Genomic DNA, 25,603 nt, shown 5'->3' on the forward strand with positions numbered 1-25,603 from the left:
CTTAGCGACTGCTGCGCGGCGGTCAACGCCGTCGACCTATGGCCGGCCCGGCAAAGCCTTTATCATGCCGACCATGATCAACGACCCGTTCCAACGCCTCGGCCTCGACCGCGATGTGCTTAGCGTCAGCCAGCTCAACAACCGCGCGCGGCTGTTGCTGGAGGACGTGTTCGCCCAGATCTGGGTCGAAGGCGAAATCTCCAACCTGGCCAAGCCGGCGTCCGGGCATCTCTATTTCACCCTTAAAGATAGCCAGGCTCAGGTGCGCTGCGCGCTGTTCCGGCAGAACGCCAGCCGCGTGCGCCAGGCCCTGCGCGACGGCCTGGCGGTCAAGGTACGCGGCAAGGTCTCGCTGTTCGAGGGCCGCGGCGACTACCAGCTGATCCTCGATAGCGTCGAGCCGGCCGGCGACGGCGCCCTGCGCCTGGCCTTCGAGGCGCTGAAGGAAAAACTCGCCGGCGAAGGCCTGTTCAGCACCGAGAACAAGATCGCTCTGCCCGCCCACCCGCAACGCATCGGCATCATCAGTTCGCCGACCGGCGCAGTGATCCGCGACATCATCAGCGTGTTCCGCCGCCGTGCGCCGCAGGTGGCGCTGACCCTGATTCCCACTGCCGTACAGGGCCGCGAAGCCACCGCGCAAATCGTCCGCGCCCTGCAGCTGGCCGACACCCAGGGTTTCGACGCGCTGATCCTGGCCCGTGGCGGCGGCTCGCTGGAAGACCTCTGGTGCTTTAACGAGGAAGCCGTGGCGCGCGCCGTGGCCGCCTGCAAGACGCCTATCGTCAGCGCCGTCGGCCACGAGACCGATGTATCGATCAGCGACTTCGTTGCCGACGTACGCGCGCCAACGCCCTCCGCCGCCGCCGAACTGCTAGCCCCGGACAGCAGCGACTTGCGCCACCGCCTGGACAACCTCAAGCGCCGCCTGCTGCTGCGCATGCAGGGCCGCCTTGCCCACGAACGCCTGCGCCTGGACGGCATGGCCCGGCGTCTGCGCCACCCCGGCGAACGTCTGCGCCAACAGGCTCAGCGCCTCGACGACCTGGACATGCGCCTGCGCCGCGCCTTTGCCCAGCAACTGCACAGCCGCGGCGAACGCCTGGCGCGCCTGGACACACGTCTGGCCGCCCAGCATCCAGGGCGCAGCCTGGCCCTACTGCGCCAGCGCCTGGACAGCCTGGCCGAACGCCTGCCACGCGCCGCACTCGGCCAACTGCGCGAGCGCCGGCAAAAACTCGCCAGCCTGATGCAGAACCTGCACATCGTCAGCCCGCTGGCGACCCTCGGCCGCGGCTACAGCATCCTCCTCGACGAACGCGGCCAGGCCATCCGTAGTGCTGCGCAGACCCGACCCGGCCAGCGCCTCAAGGCCAGGCTCGGTGAAGGCGAGTTGGTGGTACGGGTGGAAGACAACCACCTGACGCCGGTGACCCTATCGCTGCTCGACTAACCCCACGGGGGATGGGTAACGCGCCCTCCACCCTACGCTGGACTGCCATTCATGCGCCTGCTTACCTTCCTGCTGCTCTGCCTCGCCCTGCCCGTCCACGCCGAAGGCTTCATCAGCCGCCTGTTGCACAAGCCAGTACCGGGCGGTGTCGCCGTACTCCAGCTCGGCAGCAGCGCCAGTGCGCCGCAAGTGCGCTTCCAGGGCAAACCGGTGCTGACGGTCAAGGAAGACGGCCAGCAGTGGATCGCCATCATCGGCCTGCCACTGACCAGCCAGCCCGGCCCGGCGCAAGCGCTGGTCGACGGTCTGGCGATCGAGTTCCAGATCGGCAGCAAGCACTACCGCGAGCAGCGCATCACCCTGAAGAACCCGGAGCAGGTCAACCCCAACCCGACCAACCTCAAGCGCATCGAGCGCGAGCTGGCCGAGCAGACCAGCGCTTACCAGCAATTCAGCCCACGCCAGCCGAGCAACCTGCTGTTCGACAAGCCAGTCGCCGGCCCGCTTTCCAGCCCCTTTGGCCTGCGCCGCTTCTTCAATGGCGAGGAACGCAACCCGCACTCCGGCCTGGACTTCGCCGCCAAGGCCGGTACACCGATCAAGGCGCCGGCGGCCGGCAAGGTGATCCTGATCGGCGACTACTTCTTCAACGGCAAGACTGTGTTCATCGACCACGGCCAGGGCCTGATCAGCATGTTCTGTCACTTGTCAGCGGTAGATGTACAACTCGGCCAGGAGCTGGCGCGCGGCGGCCTGCTTGGCAAAGTCGGCAGCACCGGCCGCGCCACCGGCCCGCACTTGCACTGGAACGTCAGCCTCAACGATGCGCGGGTCGACCCGGCGATTTTCATCGGCGCGTTCAAACCCTGAGAAAGGCAAAGTCTGCCGCGCAACCCAACCAAAGCCGCAGACCTAATTGAGCAATATTATTTTCATATTCGTCTTTATCAGCATTAAATCAGCGTTTTTCCGGCAAGCCTTGCCAGCTTTAACCTCTGCCGGTAGGGTTTACCCATGAACAGCTCTCACACCCTCATTCTGTTGCGCCAACACGCCTGCCTGCGCCTGGTCAGTCCACGACTGCGCGGCTAACTCCCTGCGTTCGCCAACACCTCGTATCTCCGGCCTGCCGCCGACCAAGGATTAGCCCCATGACCATGCTCAAAGACCCATCGAAGAAGTATCGCCCCTTCACTCCGATCAACATTCCGGACCGCACCTGGCCGGATCAGATCATCGACCAGGCACCGATCTGGCTGTCCACCGACCTGCGTGACGGCAACCAGTCGCTGATCGAGCCGATGGATGCCGAGAAGAAGATGCGCTTCTTCAAGACCCTGCTGAAGGTCGGCATCAAGGAAATCGAAGTGGGCTTCCCGTCCGCCTCGCAGACCGACTTCGACTTCGTCCGCGAGCTGATCGAAGGCGGCCACATCCCTGATGACGTGACCATCCAGGTGCTGACCCAGGCCCGTGAAGACCTGATCACCCGCACCTTCGAGTCGCTCAAGGGCGCCAAGAAAGCCATCGTCCACTACTACAACGCCACCGCGCCGAGCTTCCGCCGCATCGTCTTCAACCAGGACAAGGCCGGCGTGGTCGAGATTGCCGTGGAAGCGGCGAAGATCGTCAAGCGCCTGGCCGCCGCCCAGCCGGAAACCCAGTGGGGCTTCGAGTACTCGCCGGAAGTGTTCAGCTCCACCGAGATCGATTTCGCCGTTGAGGTGTGCAACGCGGTGATCGGCGTATTCCAGCCGACCCCGGCGAACAAGCTGATCCTCAACCTGCCGGCCACCATCGAGGGCGCCACGCCGAACAACTACGCCGACCAGATCGAGTGGTTCGGCCGCCATGTCGACCGTCGCGATAGCGTGCTGCTCAGCCTGCACACCCACAACGACCGCGGCACCGGCGTGGCCGCCACCGAGCTGGGCCTGATGGCTGGCGCCGACCGCGTGGAAGGCTGCCTGTTTGGCAACGGCGAGCGTACCGGCAACGTCTGCCTGGTGACCGTGGCGCTCAACCTCTACACCCAGGGCGTCGACCCGCAGCTGGATTTCTCCGACATCGACACCGTGCGCAAGGTGGTCGAGGAGTGCAACCAGCTGCCGGTACACCCGCGTCACCCCTACGTCGGCGACCTGGTACACACCGCGTTCTCCGGCTCGCACCAGGATGCGATCCGCAAGGGCTTCGCCCAGCAGGACCCGGACGGTATCTGGGAAGTGCCGTACCTGCCGATCGATCCGGCCGACATCGGCCGCGACTACGAGGCGGTCATTCGCGTCAACAGCCAGTCCGGCAAGGGTGGCATCACCTTCCTCCTCGAGCAGGAATACGGCATCAGCCTGCCGCGCCGCATGCAGATCGAGTTCAGCCAGGTGGTGCAGAAGGAAACCGATCGCCTCGGCCTGGAAATGACCGCCGCGCAGATCTACGGCCTGCTGGAAAACGAGTACCTCAAGGCCAACAGCCCCTACGTGCTGAAGAGCCATCGCCTGCAGGAAGAGAACGGCATCTGCAACGTCGACATCGACGTTACCGTAGGCGGCGAGCTGCGCCGCAAGCACGGCACCGGCAAAGGCCCGCTGGAGGCGCTGGTCGCCGCCCTGCCGCTGAGCGTGGAGATCATGGATTACCATGAGCACGCCATCAGCTCTGGCACCAATGCCCAGGCCGCGGCGTATATCGAGGTCCGCGTCAACGGCGGGCGTCCACTGCACGGCATCGGCATCGACGAGAACCTGACCACGGCGACCTTCCGTGCCCTGTTCAGCGCGCTCAACCGCGCCATGAGCCAGGCCGAAGTGCAAGCTGCCTGATTCATACAGTTGTTAGTAAAAAGGGGAGCTCAGGCTCCCCCTTTTTTCCGTGCGCATCAACCGTCCTAACTAGACTGCAGGTTGTTGTCTGCTGGTGGAGACCGCTGATGCGCAAATCTGGATTGCTACCCCGCTGCCTGTTGCTCGGCCTGCTGCTGGCTGGCACCAGCCTGAGCAACGCCGCCGACGTAGTGATGGCCTTCGGCGAGAAGATTCCGCCGTTCTGCTTCCCCGAAAGCGACAGCGGCATCGAACTGGAAATCATCGGCGAAGCCCTGGCCTTCAAGGGCCATCAGCTCAAACCGCGCTACTACCCACTGGCCCGCGTACCGCTGACCTTTCGCCAGGGCGAAGTGGATGCGGCGATGACCGACCTGGGCCAGGATCTCAGCGAAATCGGCGCCCACTACGGTAATCCGGCGGTCATCTACCAGAACGTATTCGTCACCCTCAAAGGCCGCAAGCTCAGCATCAAGCAACCGGAAGACCTCAAGGGCCTGAGCGTGGTGGCATTCCAGGGTGCGGCCAAACGCTACCCGGAATGGCTGGCCGCCAGCGAACAGGCCGGCCTGTACTTCGAGCAGAACAATCAGGAGCTGCAGGTGCTCGGTCTGAACAAGGCCCGCTACGACGTGGTACTCAGCGACCGCAGCATCTTCCGTTATTTTGAGCTGCTGCTGGAGCGCACCACCCTGTTCAAGGCCAAGTCGGTGCAGATGCACGAGTTCACCGAAATCGATCCCGATGACTACCGCCCGGTGTTCCGCGACCCGCAGATCCGTGACGACTTCAATGCCGGTCTGGAAAACCTCAAGGCCACGGGCCGCTACCAGGAAATCTACGACCACTACCTGCAGCAGTAACGCCCGTAGCCTGTTGCTGCGTCAGTCAGGGTTCGCCCAGGTTGAAAGCATCGGCATCCAGATGCGCGGGGAAACGTTCGCGATAGGTCGCCAGGTTGGCCGCACTGAGGCGGACACGGAACACCCCAGCCGTCTCGCCCGGCGCCAGCAGCGCCTCGCCCTGGAAGTCCAGCACCTGGCTGTCGCCACTGTAGGGATGGCCATTGCCGTCACTGCCGATGCGATTGACCGCCGCCACGTAACACAGGTTCTCGATCGCCCGCGCCGGTAGCAGGCGATTCCAGTGCTGACGCCGCGCCGCTGGCCAGTTGGCGGTGTACAGCAGCAGGTCGGTGCCGCCGGCATCGCGGCTCCACACCGGGAAGCGCAGGTCGTAGCAAATCAGCGGGCGCACCCGCCAGCCATTCAACTCCAGCAGCACCTGCTGCTCGCCGGCGGCATAGTGCTTATGCTCGCCCGCCATGCGGAACAGGTGGCGCTTGTCGTAATGCGCCAGCGTGCCATCCGGGCGCGCCCACAGCAGGCGATTGCGGTAGCTGCCATCGGCGGCCTGGATGATCAGGCTGCCGCAGATCACCGAGCCGATACGCTCGGCCTGCTCCAGCAGCCAGGCGGTAGTCGGCCCATCCTCCGGTTCGGCCAGGGCCGAGGAGTGCATGGAGAAACCGGTGCTGAACATTTCCGGCAGGATAACCAGATCGGCAGCACGCGCCTCGGCCAGCAGATCGGCAAAGTGCGCGCGGTTGGCCGCCGGGTCTTGCCAGGCCAGTTCGCTCTGAATCAGGGCCAGTTCGAGATCGGGTTTATGGCTCATCGCAACGCCTCCAGATGACTTTTTGTAGGAGCCAGCTTGCTGGCGATCCACTCCACCGCAACAGCATCGCCAGCAAGCTGGCTCCTACATGCGCGCTTAATCTGCCACTACACCGCACAGAGCTTCTCGGCGGCCTGGCGCAAGGTGTCTTCGCGCTTGGCGAAGCAGAAGCGTACCAGGCGCAGTTCGGCCGGCGGCTGCTGGTAGAACACCGACACCGGAATGGCCGCCACGCCGTGCTCGCGGGTCAACCATTCGGCCATGGCCACGTCGTCCAGATCGGGGCGGATCGCCGAATAATCGACCAGCTGGAAATAGGTACCGGTGGTGCGGCGGAAGCGAAAACGCGAGCTCGCCAGCAGGTCGCAGAACAGATCGCGCTTGCTCTGGTAGAACGCCGGCAGCTCCTCGACATGTTCGGGATGCTCACTCATGAAGTCGGCCAGCGCCCACTGCAGCGGGGTCACCCCGCAGAAACTGACGTACTGGTGGACCTTGCGCAGTTCCGCAGTCAGCGCCGGCGGTGCCACCACGTAGCCGGTCTTCCAGCCGGTGACGTGATAGGTCTTGCCGAACGAACTGACCACGAAGGCACGCTGGTACAGCTCCTCATGGGCCAGCACGCTGGCGTGCGATACGCCGTCGAATACCAGGTGCTCATAGACCTCGTCGCTGATCAGGTAGATGTCGTGTTCTCGGATCAATGCCGCCAGGCGATCCAGCTCGGCGCGGGCAATCAGCGCGCCGCTGGGGTTATGCGGGCTGTTGAGGATGATCAGGCGGGTGCGCGGGCTCAGCGCATCCTGCAGGCGCTGCCAGTCGATGGCGAAGTCCGGGAGAGCCAGCGGCACATGCACGCAGCGCCCACCGGCCAGCTCCACCGAGGGTTCGTAGCTGTCGTAGCTGGGGTCGAAGACGATCACCTCGTCGCCGGGATGGATCAGCGCCTGGATCGCGCAGAAGATCGCCTGGGTGGCACCGGGGGTGATGATCACCTCCGTCTCGGCACTGACGCTGCGTCCGTAGCAGCGGGAAATCTTCGCTGCCACCTGCTCGCGCAGGGCCGGCAGGCCGGTCATCGCCGCGTACTGGTTGTGGCCGGCGGCAATATGCCGGCCGACGGCATCACGCAGGGCCTGCGGCCCGTCGAAGTCGGGAAAGCCCTGGGACAGGTTGAGCGCGCCGGTTTCCGCGGCGAGCTGGGACATGCGGGTGAAGATGGTGGTGCCGACATGCGGCAACTTGCTGGTGAGCATCTGGCCTATTCCTGCAGACGGGCGCGAGCCGCGAGGATAGCCGATGGCTGTAGCCGGATGCAGCAGGCACGTCTATGAAAAAGGCGCAGAGGCTGATGCCTTCTGCGCCTTTTTAACCAGCGGCTGATGCGACCCTTACTTCTTGTCGCGCCGCTTCTTCTCGGCCTTCTTGTGGTGGCTCATCAGGCGACGCTTCTTGTTCACCTGACGGTCGGTGAGGGTGTTCTTCTTGCCCTCGTAGGGGTTCTCGCCACCCTTGTATTCGATACGGATTGGCGTACCGACCAGCTTGAGCACGCGGCGGAAGGTGTTTTCCAGGTAGCGCGAGTAGGACTTCGGCACCGCATCGACCTGGTTGCCGTGGATCACGATCAGCGGCGGGTTGGCACCACCGAGGTGGGCATAGCGCAGCTTGATGCGCCGACCACTGACCATCGGCGGCTGGTGCTCGCGCACCGCGTCCTCGAGGATCTGCGTCAGGCGGTTGGTCGGCCAGCGGGTGATCGCCGACTTGAACGAGGCCTGTACCGACTTGTAGAGGTTACCCACGCCAGTGCCGTGCAGGGCGGAGATGAAGTGGATATCGGCATAGTCGACGAAGAACAGCCGGCGCTCCAGCTCGGTCTTCACGTAGTCGCGCTCGCCCGGCTCCATGCCGTCCCACTTGTTCAGCGCGATGACCAGCGCCCGGCCGGACTCGATGGCGAAGCCGAGCAGGTTGAGGTCGTGGTCGACCACCCCTTCGCGGGCATCCATGACGAAGATCACCACGTTGGCGTCTTTGATCGCCTGGAGGGTCTTCACCACCGAGAACTTTTCCACTTCCTCGTGGATCTTGCCGCGCTTGCGCACGCCGGCGGTGTCGATCAGCGTGTACTTCTCGTCATTGCGCTCGAACGGGATGTAGATACTGTCGCGGGTGGTACCGGGCTGGTCATAGACCACCACGCGCTCTTCACCGAGCATGCGGTTGACCAGGGTCGACTTGCCGACGTTAGGCCGGCCGATGATGGCGATCTTGATGCCATCCTTCTCGCTCGGGCCGGGGATGCGCTTGGCCTCCTCGCCTTCGGCAACCTCTTCGTCGAGGGCGTCCTCTTCCGCGTCTTGCGGGAACTCACCGAGTGCCGCTTCAAGCATCTGGGTGATGCCACGGCCATGGGCGCCGGCGATCGGCAGGGCTTCGCCCAAGCCCATCGGGCTGAATTCGGCACGGGCGATGTCCGGATCGATGTTGTCGATCTTGTTCACCACCAGGTAGCTGCGTTTGTTGCGCTTGCGCAGGTGCTCGCCGATCATCTGGTCGCCAGCGGTCATGCCGGCACGGGCGTCGACCAGGAACAGCACCACATCGGCTTCCTCGATGGCCAGCAGCGACTGCTCGGCCATCTTCTCGTCGATGCCCTCTTCGTCGCCGGAGATGCCGCCGGTGTCGACCAGGATGTAGCTACGACCTTCCCACTTGGCCTCGCCATACTGGCGGTCACGGGTCAGGCCCGACAGGTCACCGACGATGGCATCGCGGCTGCGGGTCAGGCGGTTGAACAGGGTCGACTTGCCCACATTGGGACGGCCCACCAGGGCGATTACCGGAACCATTGGGCTCCTCCACAACTAAATCCAGAAAACACAAAGGCCGCTGCCGTAGAACGGCAGCGGCCGGACATTGCAAAACAGCTTAGCGGATGGTCAGCGCGACCAGCTTACCGCTGTTGCCGTAGGCGTAAATCCAGTCACCCACTACCAGCGGACGGGCACGCAGGCCGTCGCCGTCGATCTTCTTGCGACCGACGAAGTGGCCATCCACCTGGCTCAGCAGGTGCAGGTAACCTTCCAGGTCGCCGACTGCGACGTAGCTGGAAAACACTTCGGGCGCCGACAGCTGGCGACGGGCCAGGGCATCGTTGTTCCACAGCGCCGAAGTGGAGCGCTCGTCGATACTCTCGACGCTGCCACCGGCCTGGCTGACGTAGACGTTGCCGAAGCCCTGGGCCAGGCCCACGTAGCTGGAGGCCTCACGTTGCCACAGCTGGCGGCCACTTTCGATGTCGATGGCGGCCACTTTGCCCTGGTAGGTCACCACGTACAGGGTGCCACCGGACAGCAGCAGGCTGCCGTCGATGTCGACCACGCGCTCCAGCTCGGAACGGCCTTGCGGCACGGCCACGCGCTGTTCCCACACCGGGATGCCACGCTGGATATCCAGGGCAATCACCTTGCCGGTGGACAGGCCGGCGATGGCCAGACGGTTGGTCACTACCGGACTGCTGGTACCACGCAGGGTCAGTACGGCCGGGCTGTTCTCGAAGATCCAGCGTTGCTCGCCGGTGCTGGCATCCAGGCCGATCAGGCGGTCATCCTGGGTCTGTACCACCACCACGTCACCGTTGGTGGCCGGAGCGGACAGCACTTCGCTGGTCACTCGGGCGCGCCAGCGCTCTTCACCGGAGCTGGAGTCGAGGGCCACGACTTCACCCTTGAGGGTGCCGACCAGCACCAGGCCGTAGCCGGCGCCCACACCGCCGGATACCGGCAGCTCCAGGTCGACTTTCCAGAACACGTCGCCACTCAGGCGGTCGAGCGCCATCACCACGCCTTCGGCATCGGCGGCGAACAGGCGCTCGCCATCCACGGCCGGGGTCAGCAGGTTATACAGCTCGCCCTGGCCGTCACCGACGGAGCGGCTCCATTGCTTCTCCAGCTGCACTTCTTCCTGAATATCAGGCAACTCGGCAGGCGGCAGTTCCTTCTTGCTGTTGCTGCTGCAACCCACGGCCAGAACGGCCAGGGCCAGCACGGCGGCATTCTTCCAGCGCATCACGTCACGCATCCCCTTTTGCCAGGTCGTCGAGCTTCATTTGCAGGCCACCTACGGCAGCATCGTCGGCCAGTGCTTCCTTGGCTTTCTGATAGGCCGCATGGGCATCGTCAGTTCGGCCGAGCTGCACCAGCAGATCGCCCTTGAGTTCTTCACGGCTGGCCAGCCAGGCTTTGCCCGCTTCGCCATCCAGCAGCTTGAGGCCATCTTCGACCTTGCCCTGGGCGGCCAGCACGCGAGCCAGGCGCTGGCGAGCCAGCTCGGCCACAGTCGCATCGACCGGCTTGTCGATCAGCGCCTTCAGTTCGGCCGCCGCATCGTCCAGCTTGCCACTTTCCACCGCTACCTTGGCCACGAACAGGGCCGCGTACTGGGCATAGTGGCTACCGGCATGCTCGCTCTTGAGCTTGCCCGCCAGCTCGGCAACCTTAGCAATATCCGGCTTGCCCTCGGCAGTCAGGCTGGTTTCCAGCAGTTGCTGATAGGTCAGCGAAGCCGTTTGCGCCTGGGTGCTCTGGTATTCCTGCCAGCCTTTCCAGCCGAATACCAGTGCCAGCGCCAGCACGCCACCGGTCAGCAGGGGTTTGCCATTGCGCTGCCACCAGTCTTTGATCTGCGCAATCTGTTCGTCTTCGGTCATGCTCACCCCGGTAACTCCTTAATTCTCGATCTGCTTCAAGCCTGCGCCAGGCAGGTGGCAAGGTGCTGCGCAAGCGCATCCCAGGCAATGGTTTGTTGTTCGCTGTCGTCGCGCAAAGGTTTGCAACCTACCACGCGGGTGGCCAGTTCGTCCTCACCCAGAATCAGGGCGAAGCGTGCGCCGCTCTTGTCGGCCTTCTTGAACTGGCTCTTGAAACTGCCGGCACCGGCGTTGACCACCAGGCGCAAGCCCGGCATGGCATCACGCAGACGCTCGGCCAAGGTCAGGGCAGCCAACTCGGCCGGCTCGCCAAACGCACACAGGTAAAGGTCGGCCGGGCTATGCAGTTCTGCAGGCACCAACTCCAGGGTTTCCAGCAGCAGCACCAGGCGCTCGACACCCATGGCAAAGCCAACGCCGGGCGTCGGCTTGCCGCCGAACTGGCTGATCAGCCCGTCGTAACGGCCGCCAGCACACACGGTGCCTTGCGAACCGAGCTTGTCGGTAACCCACTCGAACACGGTACGGCCGTAGTAATCCAGGCCACGCACCAGCTTCGGATTGATTTCGTAGCCAATGCCGAGCGCATCCAGACGGGCCTTGAGCCCCTCGAAGTGCGCACGCGACTCCTCGTCGAGGTAGTCGTGCAGGGTCGGTGCGCCGACCAGCAAGGCCTGGGTCTGGGCGTTCTTGCTGTCGAGAATGCGCAGCGGGTTGGTGGTCAGGCGGCGCTGGCTGTCCTCGTCGAGCTGCTCGAAGCGCTCCTGCAGATAGGCCACCAGGGCGTCACGATACACCGCACGGGCTTCACTGGAGCCCAGGCTGTTGAGCTGCAGGGTCACCGAGCCGGCCAGCCCGAGCTGCTGCCACAGGCGTGCGGTGAGCACGATCAGCTCGGCATCGATATCCGGCCCTGGCAGGTTGAAGACTTCCACGCCGACCTGGTGAAACTGGCGGTAGCGGCCTTTCTGCGGCTTTTCGTAGCGGTACATCGGGCCGGCGTACCAGAGTTTCTGCACCTGGCCGCCACCGGTCAGGCCATGCTCCAGCACCGCCCGCACGCAGCCCGCAGTGCCTTCCGGACGCAGGGTCAGCGACTCTGCGTTGCGGTCGAGGAAGGTGTACATCTCCTTGTCGACCACATCGGTGCCTTCGCCGATGCCGCGGGCGAACAGCTCGGTGAATTCGAGCACCGGCAGGCGGATTTCCTTGTAACCGTAGCCATCCAACAGGGTGGCCAGGGTGTTCTCCAGATAGCGCCAGGTCGGCGTCTGCTCCGGCAGGATATCGTTCATGCCGCGAATGGCTTGTAGGGTCTTGCTCACAAATAATCCTTAGTGCGGTCAGCCGCGGGCGATAACGGCCGCTTCGGCCTCGACCTTCTCAGCCGCTTTCTGGCGGATCAGCTTTTCCAGCTGGTCCACCAGGTTTTCATTGGTCAGTTTGTGCGCCGGCTTGCCGTCGATATAGATCAGGTTGTTCGGCGAGCCACCGGTCAGGCCGATATGCGCTTCCTTGGCTTCGCCGGGACCATTGACCACGCAGCCGATCACCGCCACATCGAGCGGCACCAGCAGGTCTTCGACGCGGGTCTCCAGCTCGTTCATGGTCTTCACCACATCGAAGTTCTGCCGCGAGCAGCTCGGGCAGGCGATGAAGTTAATGCCACGCGAGCGCAGGCGCAGGGACTTGAGGATGTCGTAGCCGACCTTGATCTCTTCCACCGGATCGGCGGCCAGGGAGATGCGAATGGTGTCGCCGATGCCGTCCATCAGCAGCATGCCCAGGCCCACGGCGGACTTCACCGTACCGGAGCGCAGGCCACCGGCCTCGGTGATGCCCAGGTGCAGCGGCTGCTCGATCTGCTTGGCCAGCAGGCGATAGGCCTCGACGGCCATGAACACGTCGGAGGCCTTCACGCTGACCTTGAAGTCAGGGAAGTTCAGGCGATCCAGGTGCTCGACATGACGCAGCGCCGACTCGACCAGTGCAGCCGGGGTCGGTTCGCCGTATTTCTTCTGCAGGTCTTTTTCCAGCGACCCGGCATTGACCCCGATGCGGATCGGGATGCCTTTGTCGCGCGCCGCCTCAACCACCGCACGCACGCGGTCTTCGCGACCGATATTGCCGGGGTTGATGCGCAGGCAGTCAACGCCCAGCTCCGCCACACGCAGGGCGATCTGGTAATCAAAGTGAATGTCGGCGACCAGCGGCACATTCACCTGCTGCTTGATCTTGCCGAAGGCTTCGGCGGCCTGCATGTCCGGCACGGACACCCGAACGATATCGGCGCCGGCCTCTTCCAGGCGCCGAATCTGCCCGACGGTGGCAGCCACGTCGCAGGTATCGGTGTTGGTCATGCTCTGCACGGCAATCGGCGCATCGCCGCCGACTGGAACCGAGCCAACCCAGATTTTACGGGACAGACGACGCTTGATCGGGGATTCGCAATGCATGCTTATTGCCCCAGCTTCAGGCGCGCGGTTTCACCATGGGTGAAGGCGGCCACGTCGACTGGCTGGCCATCCAGGCGCACCTGGGCGCCGCTGGCAAAGCCAAGACGCAGCTCCAGCGGGGCCTTGCCGACCAGCTCGATACTTTCACCGCGACGTTTCAGGGCGCTGAGTAGAACCTTGCCATTGGCATCGGTCAGCTGCGTCCAGCAGTCCGCCGTGAACTGCAGGTGAACCTTGGACTCACCGGCAGCCGGCGCTACCGCTACAACCGGCTCGCTGACCACCGGCGCAGCAGGTTCAGGAGCCGGCGGGGTGACAGGAGCAGGCTGTACAGGCGAAGCAGCAGGGGCAGGAGCAGCAGGTACGGCCGACGGTTGAATTTCCGGCTGCGGCACGAGCGGAGCCTGACTGCCAACCTCGACCGGTGCAGCTACTGCTGGCGGCATGACCGCCTCGCTGGCGCCAGGCACTTCAGGCTGTGCAGCAAGTTCTGCAGTCAATACCGGCGCCTCTGGCTCGACAGCGCCTTGCGCGTCGACAACGGCCTGGTCTTCCGGCTCGTCCAGGGGGTGAATTTCCGTGGTGCCATCCGCACCTTCGACCTCGACATGTTCCAGTCCGAGATCGGCCGGCAAGGTCGGTACATTGCCCGCACCGGCCTGCCACCAGAAAAACGCACCCGCACCCAGCGCCAGCAACAGGCACAGGCTGACCATCTTCAGGATGCTTTGCGAAAGCCGCACAGGCTCTTCGATGCGCCCCAGGCTGTGCACGCGGCTACCGCTGGCGTCACTACCGGTGAATTGGTCAAACTCACTGACCAGGCGATTCTGGTCCATGCCCAGCAACTTGGCATAGGCGCGTACATAGCCACGGGCAAAGGTGTGCCCAGGCAGTTTATCGAACGCGCCAGACTCCAGTTGCTGCAGGGCCATGGGGGTCAAATGCAGTTGCGCAGCCACGTCGGCCAAGACCCAGCTCTTGCTCTCACGAGCCTTGCGCAGGGTTTCGCCCGGATTCACACGACTCGCCGCGACTGCTTCGGGATGCGACGTTTTCATCACTGCTCCGACAGATATTGCTGGTATTCCGGAGTGCCCGGATAAAGTCTCTTCAGCTGCAGGGCGAGGCTCGCAACCTGATCACGATCCTCGAACACCCTGGCCAGGCGGATGCCCAGCAACAGGCTTGTAGCGGTCTGTTCGGACTGCTGGCTGAAGCGTTCATAGAAACCACGGGCCGGCACGTACTGCTTGTCCTCGAGGGATAGCTGCGCCATCTGCAACAACGCCAGCGTGCGCCGGCTATTGAGGCGCAGGGCGCGCTCGAAAAAGCCCTTCGCCTCATCGCGACGACCAAGCTGCACGGCGGTCATGCCGAGGTTTTCGAACACCCGGGAACGTTCGGAATACAGGGTATCCTCGGAGGCCTTGAGATAGACGTCGAACGCTTCCTGATAGCGTTTCTGCTCGTAGAGAAAGCCGCCATAGTTGTTGAGGATGCGGGCTTCGCTGGAGCTCAGGGACAGCGCCTTGCGATAATGCTGTTCTGCCAGTTTGTTTTCCATCTCGCGCTGGAATACCACCGCCAGGGTGGCATGCGCCTCGGCACTCGATGGATCGAGCTCCAGCGCCGATTTCAGGGGTGCCTTGGCCTTCTCCGTAGCGCCCTGCACCAGGTAACCAAGCCCCAACTGAATGTAGGCATCACGCGCCTGATCACGCCCTTCTTCCGTACTCAGCGGGTCCTTGGCCCCACCATCAGTGATGCAACCCGCCAACAGGCCGGCAAGCGACAGGAAAAGCGCAGCGCGCAAGGTCATGAACATCCCCTTCAGGTTCTATTTTCGCTATTGCGAGGTTCTTCGGCCTCGTTACCCAGCTGGCGCACGGCGATGTAGCGCTCACTACGCCGCGTGCGGTCCTGCACCTGGCCAACCAGCTGGCCACAGGCAGCATCGATGTCATCGCCACGCGTGGTGCGCACGGTGACATTGTGCCCAGCCTTGTACAACAGGTCCTGGAAGCGACGAATGGCGTTATTGCTCGGCCGTTCGTAACCGGAGAAGGGGAATGGATTAAACGGAATCAAATTGATCTTGCAAGGAAAATCCTTGAGAAGTGCGATCATCTGCTCAGCGTGCTCAGGCTGGTCGTTGACGTCCTTGAGCAGGGTGTACTCGATGGTCAGGAAGCGCTTCTCGCCCAGGCCTTCGATATAACGACGGCAGGCCGGCAGCAGCACATCCAGCGGGTATTTCTTGTTGATCGGCACCAGCTCGCTACGCAGCGCGTCGTTCGGCGCATGCAGCGACAGGGCCAGCGACACGTCGATGACTTCACCCAGCTTGTCGATCATCGGTACCACGCCGGAGGTGGACAGGGTCACCTTGCGCTTGGAGATGCCGTAGCCGAGGTCGTCCATCATGATGCGCATGGCGGCAACGACATTGTCGAAGTTCAGCAGGGGCTCGCCCATGCCCATCATCACCACGTTGGTGACGGCACGGTCGATCTTGGCCGGCACGGTGCCGAAGGATTTATTGGCAATCCACACCTGGCCGATGATTTCCGCGGCAGTCAGGTCGCTGTTGAAGCCCTGCTTGCCGGTGGAACAGAAGCTGCAATCCAGCGCACAGCCGGCCTGGGACGACACACACAGGGTGCCACGGCCGCCTTGCGGGATGTACACGGTCTCGACGCAGCTGCCGGACGCCACACGAACCACCCATTTGCGGGTGCCATCGGTGGAGATGTCCTGGCTGACGACCTCGGGACCACGAATTTCGGCACAGGCCTTGAGCTTTTCGCGCAAGGCCTTGCCCAGATTGCTCATGGCGTCGAAATCATCGACGCCAAAGTGGTGAATCCATTTCATCACCTGGCCGGCACGGAAGCGCTTGTCTCCGATGGACTCGAAGAAGCTTTCCATTTCAGTCTGGGTCAGACCCAGCAGATTGATTTTACCGGCAGTTGCAGTCATGGAATCACCCTCGCCTGTTCGCGATTAGCGAATGCGAGCGCACACCTCGGTGGCGGCGAAGAAGTAAGCGATTTCGCGAGCGGCGGAAGCCTCGGAATCGGAACCGTGTACGGCGTTTTCGTCGATGGAAACGGCGAAGTCAGCACGGATGGTGCCGGCAGCAGCTTCTTTCGGGTTGGTAGCGCCCATCAGTTCGCGGTTTTTGGCGATAGCGTCTTCACCTTCCAGAACCTGAACGATGACCGGACCGGAAACCATGAAGGCAACCAGATCTTTGAAGAAGCCACGCTCGCTGTGCTCGGCGTAGAAACCGCCAGCTTCGCGCTCGGACAGCTGAACCATTTTCGAAGCAACGACGCGCAGGCCGGCTTTTTCGAAACGGCTGGTGATCTCGCCTACTACGTTTTTGGCGACGGCATCGGGCTTGATGATAGAGAAAGTGCGTTGAACAGCCATGTGAAACTCCGGAAACAAGGATTAAAGCGAACAAGTAAACCCGCGAATTATACGCGGGTTAGGGAAAAATGCGTAGGCCGGCACCGAGCGGCGCCGCCAGTTACTGGGTTTTCAGTTACTCGGCTTCTTCGATCCAGGCGGCCTGGATCGCTTCCAGCACTTTCTCGCCGCCGCGCTGCGGATCGTCACTGAAGTCCGGCAGGGCCAACACCCAGCTATGCAGATCGACGAAGTTGACATAGCGCGGATCGACATCCGGCTTGCTCTCGGCCAGTTCGATGGCGATATCCAGCACATCAGCCCATTTCAGACTCATGACAGCTCCTTGGATCAGTGCGGCGCTTCAGCGGCGTGGTTGAGCGAGTACTTGGGGATTTCCACAGTCAGGTCTTCAGTGCCGACGATCGCCTGACAGGCCAGGCGCGATTGCGGCTCCAGCCCCCAGGCCCGATCGAGGAAGTCTTCTTCCAGCTCGTCAGCCTCTTCCAGCGAGGCAAAACCCTCGCGGACGATGCAGTGGCAAGTCGTGCAGGCACAGACGCCGCCGCAGGCGCTTTCCATCTCGATATGGTGCGCATGGGCCACTTCGAGAATGGAGGTGCCAGGCTCAGCCTCGACCACCATGCCATCGGGGCAGAACTTCTCGTGGGGCAGAAAAATGACCTGCGGCATCAGTTATCCTCGATTTCATTCAGATTGCGCCCGGCCAGAGCGGCCTTCACCGTCAAGTCCATGCGCCGGGCAGCAAAGGCGTCGGTCACCTGCGACAGACGCTTGGTCTGCTGCTCGATGGCGTAACCGTCGCTACCTGTCATCAATTCGGCCAGTTCCTGCATCTGCATCTCGATGGCCAGACGCTCTTCGGCATCCAGCAAGCGCTCGCCATCAGCCTCCAGGGCGGCCTGCACCGCTTCGATCAGGCGCTGGGCATCGACCTGCTGCTCGCGCAGCACCCGGGCGACTTTGTCATCCCCGGCATTCTGGAAGGACTCCTGCAGCATGCGCGCGATCTCGCCATCGGTCAGGCCATAGGACGGCTTGACCTGGATGCTCGCCTCGACACCAGAACCTAGCTCGCGGGCTGCCACGCTGAGCAGGCCGTCGGCATCGACCTGGAAGGTCACGCGAATCTTTGCCGAGCCGGCCACCAGGGGCGGAATACCACGCAGCTCGAAGCGCGCCAGGGAGCGGCAATCGCTGATCAGCTCGCGCTCACCCTGCAGCACATGGATCATCATGGCCGTCTGGCCATCTTTATAGGTGGTGAAGTCCTGCGCGCGCGCCACCGGAATCGTGGTGTTGCGCGGAATGACCTTCTCCATCAAGCCGCCCATGGTTTCCAGCCCCAGGGACAGCGGAATCACGTCGAGCAGCAACAGCTCTTCGCCGTTGCCACGCTGGTTGCCGGCCAGGGTATCGGCCTGGATCGCGGCACCAATGGCCACCACCTGATCCGGGTCGATATCGGTCAGTGGCTGCCGACCGAACAGCTCGCCGACCGCCGCACGCACGCGCGGCACGCGGGTGGAGCCGCCGACCATGACCACCGCCTCGACTTCCTCGATCTCGATGCCGGCATCGCGCACCGCACGGCGACAGGCCTTGAGGCTGCGCGCCAGCATCGGCTCGATCAGCGCATCGAACTGCGCCCGACTCAGCTCGCCGCGCCAGTCGCCATGCACCAGCTCGACCGCATCGGCAGTGGTCAGCGCTTCCTTGGCCGCACAAGCGGCCTGCAGCAGGCTGCGTTGGGTGCCTGGATCGATATCCATGGACAGCCCAGCCTGCTGCATCATCCAGCCGGCGATGGCATGGTCGAAGTCATCGCCACCCAGGGCGCTGTCGCCACCGGTAGCCATCACCTCGAACACGCCACGACTCAGACGCAGAATGGAAATATCAAAGGTGCCGCCGCCCAGGTCATAGATGGCGACCACGCCCTCGGCCTGCTGGTCGAGACCATAGGCCACCGCCGCCGCGGTCGGCTCGTTGAGCAGGCGCAGCACACTGAGGCCGGCCAGACGCGCAGCATCCTTGGTGGCCTGGCGCTGGGCATCGTCGAAGTAGGCCGGTACGGTGATCACCGCCCCCACCAGTTCGCCACCCAGCGCTTCTTCGGCACGCAGGCGCAGCACCTTGAGAATCTCGGCCGACACCTCGACCGGGCTCTTCGCGCCCTGCACGGTGTCGACGAATGGCATATGCGATTCACCGACGACGAAGCGGTAGGGCAACTGCTCACCCAGTTGCTTGACGTCTTCCAGGCCGCGCCCCATCAGGCGCTTGACCGACAGCACGGTATTCAGCGGATCGAGCGGCGCGGCCAGCTTGGCGGCCTGCCCCACCTCGACGCGATCGGCATGATAGCGCACGGCCGACGGCAGGATGACCCGCCCCTCGGCATCCGCCAGTGGCGCGGACAGGCCGCTGCGCACGGCAGCGACCAGGGAATTGGTGGTGCCCAGATCGATACCCACAGCCAGGCGGCGCTGGTGGGGTTGGGGACTCTGGCCGGGTTCGGCGATCTGCAGTAGGGCCATGATGCTCAGGAAGTCAGGCGCGCAGCCGCAGCTGCACGGCGGTTAATCGTCGAGGCGCTCTTCCAGCTGGCGCACTTCGTGGGACAACTTGTCGAGAAACTGCATGCGTCGCACCAGGCGCTCGGCCTCCTCGCGACGCTGCGCGTCATCCCAGCAAGCAGCAAAATCTGCATCAAGCTCATCCTGAGCCTGTTTCAGGCGGCGCTTGAACGCCGCCACGCCGGCCACATCGGCACTGTCCTGCAGATCTTCCAGCTCTTCGCGTAAACGCATCTGCTGGAGCAGGAACTCGGGGTCCTGCACGGTCACTTCCATCGGCAGCTCGCGCCCGCGCAGAGCCAGCAGATAAAGAGCGCGGCGCGGCGCATTCTTCAGGGTCTGGTAAGCCTCATTGAGGCTGGCCGAATGCTCCAGCGCCAGGCGCTGATCGCGCTCGGGGGCATCGGCAAAGCGATCCGGATGCATGGTCTTGGCCAGCTCGCGATAACGCGCGGAAAGCTGCGCCAGGTCCAGACGGAAGGCGGGCTGCAGATCGAACAGAGCAAAGTGACAGGGTCTACCCACGCTAGCCTCAGACGTTGAAGCTCTCGCCGCAGCCGCATTCGCCGCGCACGTTGGGGTTGTTGAACTTGAAGCCCTCGTTGAGCCCCTCGCGGACGAAGTCCAGCTCGGTGCCATCGATATAGGTCAGGCTCTTCGGATCGATGATCACTTTCACCCCGAAGCTTTCGAACACCTGATCCTCGGCTGCCAGCTCGTCGACGAACTCCAGCACATAGGCCAGGCCCGAGCAGCCCGTAGTGCGCACACCCAGACGAATGCCCGCACCCTTGCCACGCCCCTCCAGGGAGCGCTGCACATGACGTGCGGCGGCTTCGGTCATGCTGATAGCCATAGCAACTCCTTACGCGACAACGAACTCAGACCAGGCCTTTCTTCTGCTTGTAGTCGCGCACGGCTGCCTTGATGGCATCCTCGGCGAGTACCGAACAGTGGATCTTCACCGGCGGCAGCGCCAGCTCTTCGGCCAGCTGGGTGTTCTTGATGGTTTCCGCTTCATCCAGGGTCTTGCCCTTCATCCACTCGGTAGCGAGGGAGCTGGAAGCGATCGCCGAACCGCAGCCGTAGGTCTTGAACTTGGCGTCTTCGATGACGCCCTGCTCGTTGACCTTGATCTGCAGGCGCATGACGTCGCCGCACGCCGGGGCGCCGACCATGCCGGTGCCGACGTTCGGATCCTCGGCATCCATCTTGCCGACGTTGCGGGGGTTCTCGTAATGGTCGATGACCTTTTCACTGTAAGCCATGGTGCAATTCCTCTTTCATCAGGTGCCGCTCTTGGAGGCGACTAAACAATCAATGTGCCTGCCATTCGACCTTGGAGATGTCGACACCTTCTTTGAACATATCCCACAGCGGCGACAGCTCGCGCAGCTTGTTGACGGCATCGCGAATCTTCGACGCGGCGTAATCGACTTCTTCCTCGGTGGTGAAGCGCCCGAAGGTGAAGCGGATCGAACTGTGCGCCAGCTCGTCGTTACGGCCCAGAGCGCGCAGCACGTAGGACGGCTCCAGCGAAGCAGAGGTACAGGCGGAACCGGAGGAAACCGCCAGATCCTTGAGCGCCATGACCAGCGACTCACCTTCGACATAGTTGAAGCTGAGGTTGAGGTTGTGCGCGACGCGCTGGGTCATGCTGCCGTTGATGTACAGCTCCTCCATGCCCTCGACCTGCTTGTAGAAGCGATCACGCAGGGCACGAATACGCTCGTTTTCCTGGGCCATTTCCGCCTTGGCGATACGGAAGGCTTCGCCCATGCCGACGATCTGGTGAGTCGCCAGGGTGCCGGAGCGCATGCCGCGCTCATGACCGCCACCGTGCATCTGCGCCTCCAGACGTACGCGCGGCTTGCGGCGCACGTAGAGCGCGCCGATGCCTTTCGGGCCGTAGGTCTTGTGGGCGGAGAAGGACATCAGGTCGACCTTGAGCTTCTCCAGGTCGATTTCCACCTTGCCGGTGGACTGCGCCGCGTCGACATGGAACAGCACACCGCGGGAGCGGGTCAGTTCACCGATGGCGGCGATGTCGTTGATGGTGCCGATCTCGTTGTTGACGTGCATGATCGAGACCAGAATGGTGTCGTCGCGCAGCGCGGCTTCGACCAGCGCCGGGGTGATCAGACCGTCTTCGCCAGGCTCGAGGTAGGTGACTTCGAAACCTTCACGCTCAAGCTGGCGCGTCGAGTCGAGCACGGCTTTGTGCTCGATCTTCGAGGTGATGATGTGCTTGCCCTTGGTGCTGTAGAAGTGCGCAACACCCTTGATCGCCAGGTTGTTGGACTCGGTGGCACCGGAGGTCCAGACGATCTCGCGCGGATCGGCATTGACCAGCTCGGCCACCTGGCGGCGACCATTCTCGACCGCCTCTTCGGCCTTCCAGCCGAACACATGGGAGCGCGAGGCCGGGTTGCCAAAGTTGCCATCCACCAGCAAGCACTCGCTCATCTTCTGCGCAACGCGCGGATCGACCGGAGTGGTGGCGGAATAATCGAGGTAAATCGGCAATCTCATCAGATTTCTCCTAATACAGGCTGGCGCCCTGCTCAATCAACGGCGGACGCTTCAATCTTATCCAGGCGCGGCGTCCTGCCATTGCAACGGCGCTGATCCTGACGCAGAGCGACTTCCTGCACTTCGCTACGGGTCACCAGGTCAGCCAGGCTGATCCCACTGAGGAATTCGTGAATCTGCTGACTGAGGTCACACCACAGATGGTGGGTCAGACAGGTATCGCCAGAGTGGCAATCACCCTGACCTTGGCAGCGCGTGGCATCGACCGATTCATTGACCGCATCGATCACCTGCGCCACTTGAATGACCCGCATGTCGCGCGACAACTGATAACCGCCACCCGGGCCACGCACGCTGCTGACCAGGTTGCCACGGCGCAGCTTGGCGAACAGTTGCTCGAGATAGGACAGGGAAATACCCTGACGCTCGGAAATATCGGCCAGGGACACCGGCCCATGCTGAGCATGCAGCGCCAGATCGAGCATCGCGGTGACGGCGTAACGGCCTTTGGTGGTCAAGCGCATGGTGTTTACCACGGTTTCGCTGAAGTGCCGCAAGTATCCCCTTTTCCTACTAATTAGGTCAACTATAAGACCTATTAAAATAGTAGGAATTAGGCTTGGCGAGGGGCGCGAATCATAGCAAAAACCTTTACCCCAGGCATCAGGCCGCCGGCTTGTCGCCCTGCTGTTCCTTGCATACGCCCTCGAAGTCCTCATCACGCAGAGCTGGCAGCTCTTTGGCACAGTAATCGCTACCCAGGGCCTTGAGCGCCCCGCACATGCCTTCGAGACGCGAATCGACCGCCTGCAGGTGATCCAGCAGCTGACCAATGGCACGCGCCACCGGATCCGGCATGTCCTGGCTGACACCATAGGCATCGAAGCCGAGCTTCTCGGCCAGGGCCTGGCGCTTGGCCTCCTGCTCGTCATCCGCCTTGGCGATGATCCGCCCGGGAATACCGACGGCCGTGGCACCAGCCGGCACCGCCTTGGTCACCACCGCATTGGAACCGATCTTGGCCCCGGCACCGACGGTGAACGGGCCGAGCACCTTGGCCCCCGCCCCCACCACCACACCATCTTCCAGGGTCGGGTGACGCTTGCCCTTGTTCCAGCTGGTGCCGCCCAGGGTCACGCCCTGATAGAGCGTAACGTCATTGCCGATCTCGGCCGTTTCGCCGATGACGATACCCATGCCGTGGTCGATGAAGAAGCGCCGACCGATCTTCGCCCCCCGGATGAATCTCGATACCGGTCATCCAGCGCCCGAAGTTCGACACCAGCCGCGCCAGCCATTTCCAGCCGGCACCCCACAACGCATGCGCCAGACGATGCAGCCACACCGCATGCAGCCCCGGATAGCAAGTGACCACCTCAAACGCATTGCGCGCCGCCGGGTCGCGATGAAATACGCTCTGGATATCTTCGCGCACACGCTCAAACATCGTCTTTTCTCCGCTTGTGGGGCTCGCCACGCACTGCTTTCTGGGTTTCCGTGAGGATGCCACGGAGAATATTCATTTCCAGCTTGCTGATGCCACTACGCCCATACAGGCGGCGCAGACGCGGCATCAGGTGGCGCGGATTGCTCGGATCGAGGAAGCCGATCTCCACCAGCACGCTCTCCAGGTGGACATAGAACGACTCCAACTCATCGGTAGTGACCGACTGCGTATTGAGCATCGCCGTGGTTTCCAGCTTGCTCATCTTGGTCGGCTGCCCCTGGGCCGCCAACCAGGCCATGCGCACCTCGTAGACCAGCACCTGAACCGCCGTGGCCAGGTTCAGCGAACTGAACTCCGGATCGGACGGAATATGCACATGGAACTGACAGCGCTGCAGCTCTTCATTGGTCAGCCCGGCGTACTCGCGACCGAACACCAGCGCCACCTCGCCACCCTGCTCCGCGTGCTGCAGGCAGGTCGTCGCGCACTCGCGCGGATCGAGCAGCGGCCAGGGAATCCGCCGATCACGGGCACTGGTGCCGAGCACCACACTGCAGCCGACCAGTGCTTCTTCCAGCGTAGCGACCACCTGCACCGCATCGAGGATGTCAGTTGCGCCGGAGGCCCGCGCCACCGCCTCGCTGCTGGGGAACTCCACCGGATCGACCAGCACCAGACGCGACAGGCCCATGTTTTTCATGGCCCGCGCGGCACCACCGATATTGCCGGGATGACTGGTATTGACCAGAACCACACGAATATTCTGCAGCAAGACCAGCTCCAGGCAGGGCACGAAAGGGGCATCGATCTTACAGGACTCAAGCGGACTTACGCCACGCGCGACAAAGGCTAGGCTACATCCAAGCAGCTTTTCTGCTAGTATGGCCGGCTTTCTTTAACGACCCAGGTGAATCTCCCCATGCAGCCCATGCTGAATATCGCGCTGCGCGCAGCCCGCAGCGCCGGTGAACTGATCTTCCGCTCCATCGAGCGCCTGGACGTCATCTCGGTCAGCGAGAAAGATGCCCACGACTACGTGTCCGAAGTCGACCGCGCCGCCGAGCAGACCATTATCCAGGCCCTGCAGAAGGCTTACCCGACGCACGGCTTCATGGGCGAGGAAAGCGGCATCATCCAGGGTACTGGCGACGGCGCCGACTACCAGTGGATCATCGACCCGCTGGATGGCACCACCAACTTCCTGCGCGGCGTGCCGCACTTCGCCGTCAGCATCGCCTGCAAATACCGCGGCCGCCTCGAGCACGCCGTAGTACTCGACCCGGTTCGCCAGGAAGAATTCACCGCCAGCCGCGGTCGTGGCGCCGCCATCAATGGTCGTCGCCTGCGCGTCAGCACCCGCAAGAGTCTGGACGGCGCCCTGCTCGGCACCGGCTTCCCGTTCCGCGACAGCCAACTGGAAAACCTCGACAACTACTTCGGCATGTTCCGCAGCCTGGTTGGCCAGACCGCCGGCATCCGCCGCGCTGGCGCCGCCAGCCTGGATCTGGCCTACGTGGCTGCCGGCCGCTACGACGCCTTCTGGGAGTTCGGCCTGTCCGAATGGGACATGGCTGCAGGCGCCCTGCTGATCCAGGAAGCGGGCGGCCTGGTCAGCGACTTCAGCGGCGGCCACGACTTCCTTGAGAAAGGCCAGATCGTTGCCGGCAACACCAAATGCTTCAAGGCCGTGCTGACCGCCATCCAGCCGCACCTGGCACCCTCGATGAAGCGCTGAAACACGCTATCGAGGTAATAAAAAACCGCCCCGAAGGGCGGTTTTTTTATGCCTTACAGCATTACTGGATCACTTGTGCCGGATCAGCCAGCACCAGCTGCCCCTGCTCATTGAGCGGAATTCGGCTACCCGGATCACGATCCATGCGCACCTGGCCGACCTTGCCATCCAGCTGGTACTTCACGTCATAACCGACCAGCTTCTCACTGGTGTCGGTCACCGTATTGCAGCGAGTTTCAGTGGTGGTGTAGGTGTCACCTTCCTGCATGTTTTCCTGCACCTTGTTGCCGGCATAGCCACCGCCGACAGCACCCGCCACAGTGGCGATCTTCTTGCCACTGCCGCCACCCACCTGGTTACCCAGCAATCCACCTACCACGGCACCGATGGCCGTACCGGCAATCTGATGCTGATCCTTGACCGGCTTCTGCCGGGTCACAGTGACGTCCTTGCACACCTGACGCGGCGTCTTGATGGTTTCATTCACCGGCTGCACGGCCAGCACCTCGGCATATTGAGGGCCGCTGACCAGGCTATAGGTCGCCACGGCACCACCGGCAGTGACACCCACCGCACCCAATACCGCGCCCACGATCATCGACTTGTTCATTTGGCCCTCCCAGGACTCATTCAGCCCGACGCGCTTTGCGTCATTACTCCTAGCCTTGGAGGCAATAACGGCGCCCAAGTTCCACCCCACCACAGGTACAACCAACAACTGCGAGCTTCGTCACACCCCACAAACACCAA

Annotated in this window: 26 protein-coding genes and 1 pseudogene; 5 read left to right on the forward strand and 22 right to left on the reverse strand. The window is 63.1% G+C overall.

Annotated features, from left to right (window positions below; translation table 11 throughout):
• The first annotated feature begins 73 nt into the window (after window positions 1-73).
• From xseA to LRS11_RS01245, 4 genes are all read left to right on the forward strand, one after another.
• Window positions 74-1,453 carry an exodeoxyribonuclease VII large subunit gene (gene xseA, locus LRS11_RS01230; RefSeq protein WP_260496987.1) on the forward strand — a complete coding sequence of 460 codons (1,380 nt, stop codon included), beginning with the start codon at window positions 74-76 and terminating at the stop codon, window positions 1,451-1,453.
• Window positions 1,454-1,504: 51 nt separating this feature from the next.
• Complete coding sequence (locus LRS11_RS01235; RefSeq protein WP_260495191.1) at window positions 1,505-2,323, forward strand: peptidoglycan DD-metalloendopeptidase family protein; 819 nt, start codon at window positions 1,505-1,507, stop codon at window positions 2,321-2,323.
• A 281-nt stretch (window positions 2,324-2,604) separates the two neighbouring features.
• On the forward strand, window positions 2,605-4,275 hold the full coding sequence (leuA, locus tag LRS11_RS01240; RefSeq protein ID WP_260495192.1) for a 2-isopropylmalate synthase: 1,671 nt from the start codon (window positions 2,605-2,607) through the stop codon (window positions 4,273-4,275).
• A gap of 107 nt (window positions 4,276-4,382) precedes the next feature.
• Complete coding sequence (locus LRS11_RS01245; RefSeq protein WP_260495193.1) at window positions 4,383-5,138, forward strand: ABC transporter substrate-binding protein; 756 nt, start codon at window positions 4,383-4,385, stop codon at window positions 5,136-5,138.
• A gap of 25 nt (window positions 5,139-5,163) precedes the next feature.
• Here LRS11_RS01245 and LRS11_RS01250 read toward each other — a convergent pair whose 3' ends face one another.
• The 21 genes and pseudogenes from LRS11_RS01250 to trmJ all read right to left on the reverse strand — a co-directional run bounded on the left by LRS11_RS01250 (window position 5,164) and on the right by trmJ (window position 23,890).
• Window positions 5,164-5,952, reverse strand: a complete 789-nt coding sequence (locus tag LRS11_RS01250) for an amidohydrolase (protein WP_260495194.1) — start codon at window positions 5,950-5,952, stop codon at window positions 5,164-5,166.
• A gap of 107 nt (window positions 5,953-6,059) precedes the next feature.
• A complete protein-coding gene (locus LRS11_RS01255) occupies window positions 6,060-7,208 on the reverse strand; it encodes a pyridoxal phosphate-dependent aminotransferase (protein ID WP_260495195.1) in 1,149 nt (382 codons plus the stop codon).
• 135 nt (window positions 7,209-7,343) lie between these two features.
• Entirely contained in the window at window positions 7,344-8,807 is a 1,464-nt protein-coding gene (gene der, locus LRS11_RS01260; protein ID WP_260495196.1) for a ribosome biogenesis GTPase Der, read from the reverse strand.
• A gap of 79 nt (window positions 8,808-8,886) precedes the next feature.
• On the reverse strand, window positions 8,887-10,038 hold the full coding sequence (bamB, locus tag LRS11_RS01265; RefSeq protein WP_260495197.1) for an outer membrane protein assembly factor BamB: 1,152 nt from the start codon (window positions 10,036-10,038) through the stop codon (window positions 8,887-8,889).
• Window positions 10,031-10,672 (reverse strand): tetratricopeptide repeat protein, encoded by a 642-nt coding sequence (locus LRS11_RS01270; RefSeq protein ID WP_260495198.1) that lies wholly within the window; start codon window positions 10,670-10,672, stop codon window positions 10,031-10,033. The genes bamB and LRS11_RS01270 overlap by 8 nt, the downstream gene beginning before the upstream one ends.
• A 29-nt stretch (window positions 10,673-10,701) precedes the next feature.
• Window positions 10,702-11,991, reverse strand: coding sequence for a histidine--tRNA ligase (gene hisS / locus LRS11_RS01275; RefSeq protein ID WP_260495199.1), 1,290 nt, complete (start codon window positions 11,989-11,991; stop codon window positions 10,702-10,704).
• A gap of 18 nt (window positions 11,992-12,009) precedes the next feature.
• On the reverse strand, window positions 12,010-13,122 hold the full coding sequence (gene ispG, locus LRS11_RS01280) for a flavodoxin-dependent (E)-4-hydroxy-3-methylbut-2-enyl-diphosphate synthase (protein WP_260495200.1): 1,113 nt from the start codon (window positions 13,120-13,122) through the stop codon (window positions 12,010-12,012).
• A gap of 2 nt (window positions 13,123-13,124) precedes the next feature.
• The gene (locus tag LRS11_RS01285) at window positions 13,125-14,183 is read right to left on the reverse strand and encodes a helix-turn-helix domain-containing protein (protein ID WP_260495201.1); all 1,059 of its coding nucleotides are present in this window, start codon (window positions 14,181-14,183) and stop codon (window positions 13,125-13,127) included.
• The gene (gene pilW / locus LRS11_RS01290; protein ID WP_260495202.1) at window positions 14,183-14,944 is read right to left on the reverse strand and encodes a type IV pilus biogenesis/stability protein PilW; all 762 of its coding nucleotides are present in this window, start codon (window positions 14,942-14,944) and stop codon (window positions 14,183-14,185) included. The genes LRS11_RS01285 and pilW overlap by 1 nt, the downstream gene beginning before the upstream one ends.
• A gap of 11 nt (window positions 14,945-14,955) precedes the next feature.
• Entirely contained in the window at window positions 14,956-16,104 is a 1,149-nt protein-coding gene (gene rlmN / locus LRS11_RS01295) for a 23S rRNA (adenine(2503)-C(2))-methyltransferase RlmN (protein ID WP_260495203.1), read from the reverse strand.
• A 24-nt stretch (window positions 16,105-16,128) separates the two neighbouring features.
• Window positions 16,129-16,560: a nucleoside-diphosphate kinase gene (ndk, locus tag LRS11_RS01300; RefSeq protein WP_173209171.1), complete on the reverse strand. Its 432-nt coding sequence runs from the start codon at window positions 16,558-16,560 to the stop codon at window positions 16,129-16,131.
• Window positions 16,561-16,675: 115 nt separating this feature from the next.
• Window positions 16,676-16,876 (reverse strand): Fe-S cluster assembly protein IscX, encoded by a 201-nt coding sequence (gene iscX, locus LRS11_RS01305; RefSeq protein WP_260495204.1) that lies wholly within the window; start codon window positions 16,874-16,876, stop codon window positions 16,676-16,678.
• Between the two features lie 14 nt (window positions 16,877-16,890).
• The gene (gene fdx / locus LRS11_RS01310; protein WP_260495205.1) at window positions 16,891-17,232 is read right to left on the reverse strand and encodes an ISC system 2Fe-2S type ferredoxin; all 342 of its coding nucleotides are present in this window, start codon (window positions 17,230-17,232) and stop codon (window positions 16,891-16,893) included.
• Entirely contained in the window at window positions 17,232-19,100 is a 1,869-nt protein-coding gene (gene hscA / locus LRS11_RS01315) for a Fe-S protein assembly chaperone HscA (RefSeq protein ID WP_260495206.1), read from the reverse strand. The genes fdx and hscA overlap by 1 nt, the downstream gene beginning before the upstream one ends.
• Before the next feature lie 42 nt (window positions 19,101-19,142).
• Complete coding sequence (gene hscB / locus LRS11_RS01320) at window positions 19,143-19,664, reverse strand: co-chaperone HscB (RefSeq protein WP_260495207.1); 522 nt, start codon at window positions 19,662-19,664, stop codon at window positions 19,143-19,145.
• A gap of 7 nt (window positions 19,665-19,671) precedes the next feature.
• A complete protein-coding gene (gene iscA, locus LRS11_RS01325; protein ID WP_173209176.1) occupies window positions 19,672-19,995 on the reverse strand; it encodes an iron-sulfur cluster assembly protein IscA in 324 nt (107 codons plus the stop codon).
• 25 nt (window positions 19,996-20,020) lie between these two features.
• Entirely contained in the window at window positions 20,021-20,407 is a 387-nt protein-coding gene (gene iscU, locus LRS11_RS01330; protein ID WP_069517686.1) for a Fe-S cluster assembly scaffold IscU, read from the reverse strand.
• 49 nt (window positions 20,408-20,456) lie between these two features.
• A complete protein-coding gene (locus tag LRS11_RS01335) occupies window positions 20,457-21,671 on the reverse strand; it encodes an IscS subfamily cysteine desulfurase (RefSeq protein ID WP_260495208.1) in 1,215 nt (404 codons plus the stop codon).
• Between the two features lie 32 nt (window positions 21,672-21,703).
• Window positions 21,704-22,195: a Fe-S cluster assembly transcriptional regulator IscR gene (gene iscR, locus LRS11_RS01340; protein ID WP_173209178.1), complete on the reverse strand. Its 492-nt coding sequence runs from the start codon at window positions 22,193-22,195 to the stop codon at window positions 21,704-21,706.
• 139 nt (window positions 22,196-22,334) lie between these two features.
• Window positions 22,335-23,118, reverse strand: a pseudogene (gene cysE, locus LRS11_RS01345) (serine O-acetyltransferase).
• Entirely contained in the window at window positions 23,111-23,890 is a 780-nt protein-coding gene (gene trmJ, locus LRS11_RS01350; RefSeq protein ID WP_260495209.1) for a tRNA (cytosine(32)/uridine(32)-2'-O)-methyltransferase TrmJ, read from the reverse strand. The pseudogene cysE and the gene trmJ overlap by 8 nt, the downstream one beginning before the upstream one ends.
• Window positions 23,891-24,037: 147 nt before the next feature.
• Here trmJ and suhB point away from each other — a divergent pair, with 147 nt between their 5' ends.
• Entirely contained in the window at window positions 24,038-24,853 is an 816-nt protein-coding gene (gene suhB, locus LRS11_RS01355; RefSeq protein ID WP_182831887.1) for an inositol-phosphate phosphatase, read from the forward strand.
• 61 nt (window positions 24,854-24,914) lie between these two features.
• Here suhB and LRS11_RS01360 read toward each other — a convergent pair whose 3' ends face one another.
• The gene (locus tag LRS11_RS01360) at window positions 24,915-25,463 is read right to left on the reverse strand and encodes a glycine zipper 2TM domain-containing protein (protein WP_260495210.1); all 549 of its coding nucleotides are present in this window, start codon (window positions 25,461-25,463) and stop codon (window positions 24,915-24,917) included.
• Window positions 25,464-25,603 lie beyond the last annotated feature (140 nt).

This window comes from Pseudomonas sp. J452 (assembly GCF_024666525.1).
Taxonomy (GTDB): domain Bacteria; phylum Pseudomonadota; class Gammaproteobacteria; order Pseudomonadales; family Pseudomonadaceae; genus Aquipseudomonas.

Coding starts and splice junctions, on each gene's coding strand:
- der (WP_260495196.1), bottom strand. CDS start 8,807: ATGGTTCCGGTAATCGCCCTGGTGGGCCGTCCCAATGTGGGCAAGTCG.
- iscA (WP_173209176.1), bottom strand. CDS start 19,995: ATGGCTATCAGCATGACCGAAGCCGCCGCACGTCATGTGCAGCGCTCC.
- leuA (WP_260495192.1), top strand. CDS start 2,605: ATGACCATGCTCAAAGACCCATCGAAGAAGTATCGCCCCTTCACTCCG.
- ispG (WP_260495200.1), bottom strand. CDS start 13,122: ATGCATTGCGAATCCCCGATCAAGCGTCGTCTGTCCCGTAAAATCTGG.
- LRS11_RS01255 (WP_260495195.1), bottom strand. CDS start 7,208: ATGCTCACCAGCAAGTTGCCGCATGTCGGCACCACCATCTTCACCCGC.
- ndk (WP_173209171.1), bottom strand. CDS start 16,560: ATGGCTGTTCAACGCACTTTCTCTATCATCAAGCCCGATGCCGTCGCC.
- rlmN (WP_260495203.1), bottom strand. CDS start 16,104: ATGACTGCAACTGCCGGTAAAATCAATCTGCTGGGTCTGACCCAGACT.
- LRS11_RS01360 (WP_260495210.1), bottom strand. CDS start 25,463: ATGAACAAGTCGATGATCGTGGGCGCGGTATTGGGTGCGGTGGGTGTC.
- xseA (WP_260496987.1), top strand. CDS start 74: ATGATCAACGACCCGTTCCAACGCCTCGGCCTCGACCGCGATGTGCTT.
- LRS11_RS01250 (WP_260495194.1), bottom strand. CDS start 5,952: ATGAGCCATAAACCCGATCTCGAACTGGCCCTGATTCAGAGCGAACTG.
- iscR (WP_173209178.1), bottom strand. CDS start 22,195: ATGCGCTTGACCACCAAAGGCCGTTACGCCGTCACCGCGATGCTCGAT.
- LRS11_RS01285 (WP_260495201.1), bottom strand. CDS start 14,183: ATGAAAACGTCGCATCCCGAAGCAGTCGCGGCGAGTCGTGTGAATCCG.
- bamB (WP_260495197.1), bottom strand. CDS start 10,038: ATGCGTGACGTGATGCGCTGGAAGAATGCCGCCGTGCTGGCCCTGGCC.
- LRS11_RS01235 (WP_260495191.1), top strand. CDS start 1,505: ATGCGCCTGCTTACCTTCCTGCTGCTCTGCCTCGCCCTGCCCGTCCAC.
- LRS11_RS01245 (WP_260495193.1), top strand. CDS start 4,383: ATGCGCAAATCTGGATTGCTACCCCGCTGCCTGTTGCTCGGCCTGCTG.
- suhB (WP_182831887.1), top strand. CDS start 24,038: ATGCAGCCCATGCTGAATATCGCGCTGCGCGCAGCCCGCAGCGCCGGT.
- pilW (WP_260495202.1), bottom strand. CDS start 14,944: ATGACCTTGCGCGCTGCGCTTTTCCTGTCGCTTGCCGGCCTGTTGGCG.
- iscU (WP_069517686.1), bottom strand. CDS start 20,407: ATGGCTTACAGTGAAAAGGTCATCGACCATTACGAGAACCCCCGCAAC.
- hscA (WP_260495206.1), bottom strand. CDS start 19,100: ATGGCCCTACTGCAGATCGCCGAACCCGGCCAGAGTCCCCAACCCCAC.
- fdx (WP_260495205.1), bottom strand. CDS start 17,232: ATGCCGCAGGTCATTTTTCTGCCCCACGAGAAGTTCTGCCCCGATGGC.
- LRS11_RS01335 (WP_260495208.1), bottom strand. CDS start 21,671: ATGAGATTGCCGATTTACCTCGATTATTCCGCCACCACTCCGGTCGAT.
- iscX (WP_260495204.1), bottom strand. CDS start 16,876: ATGAGTCTGAAATGGGCTGATGTGCTGGATATCGCCATCGAACTGGCC.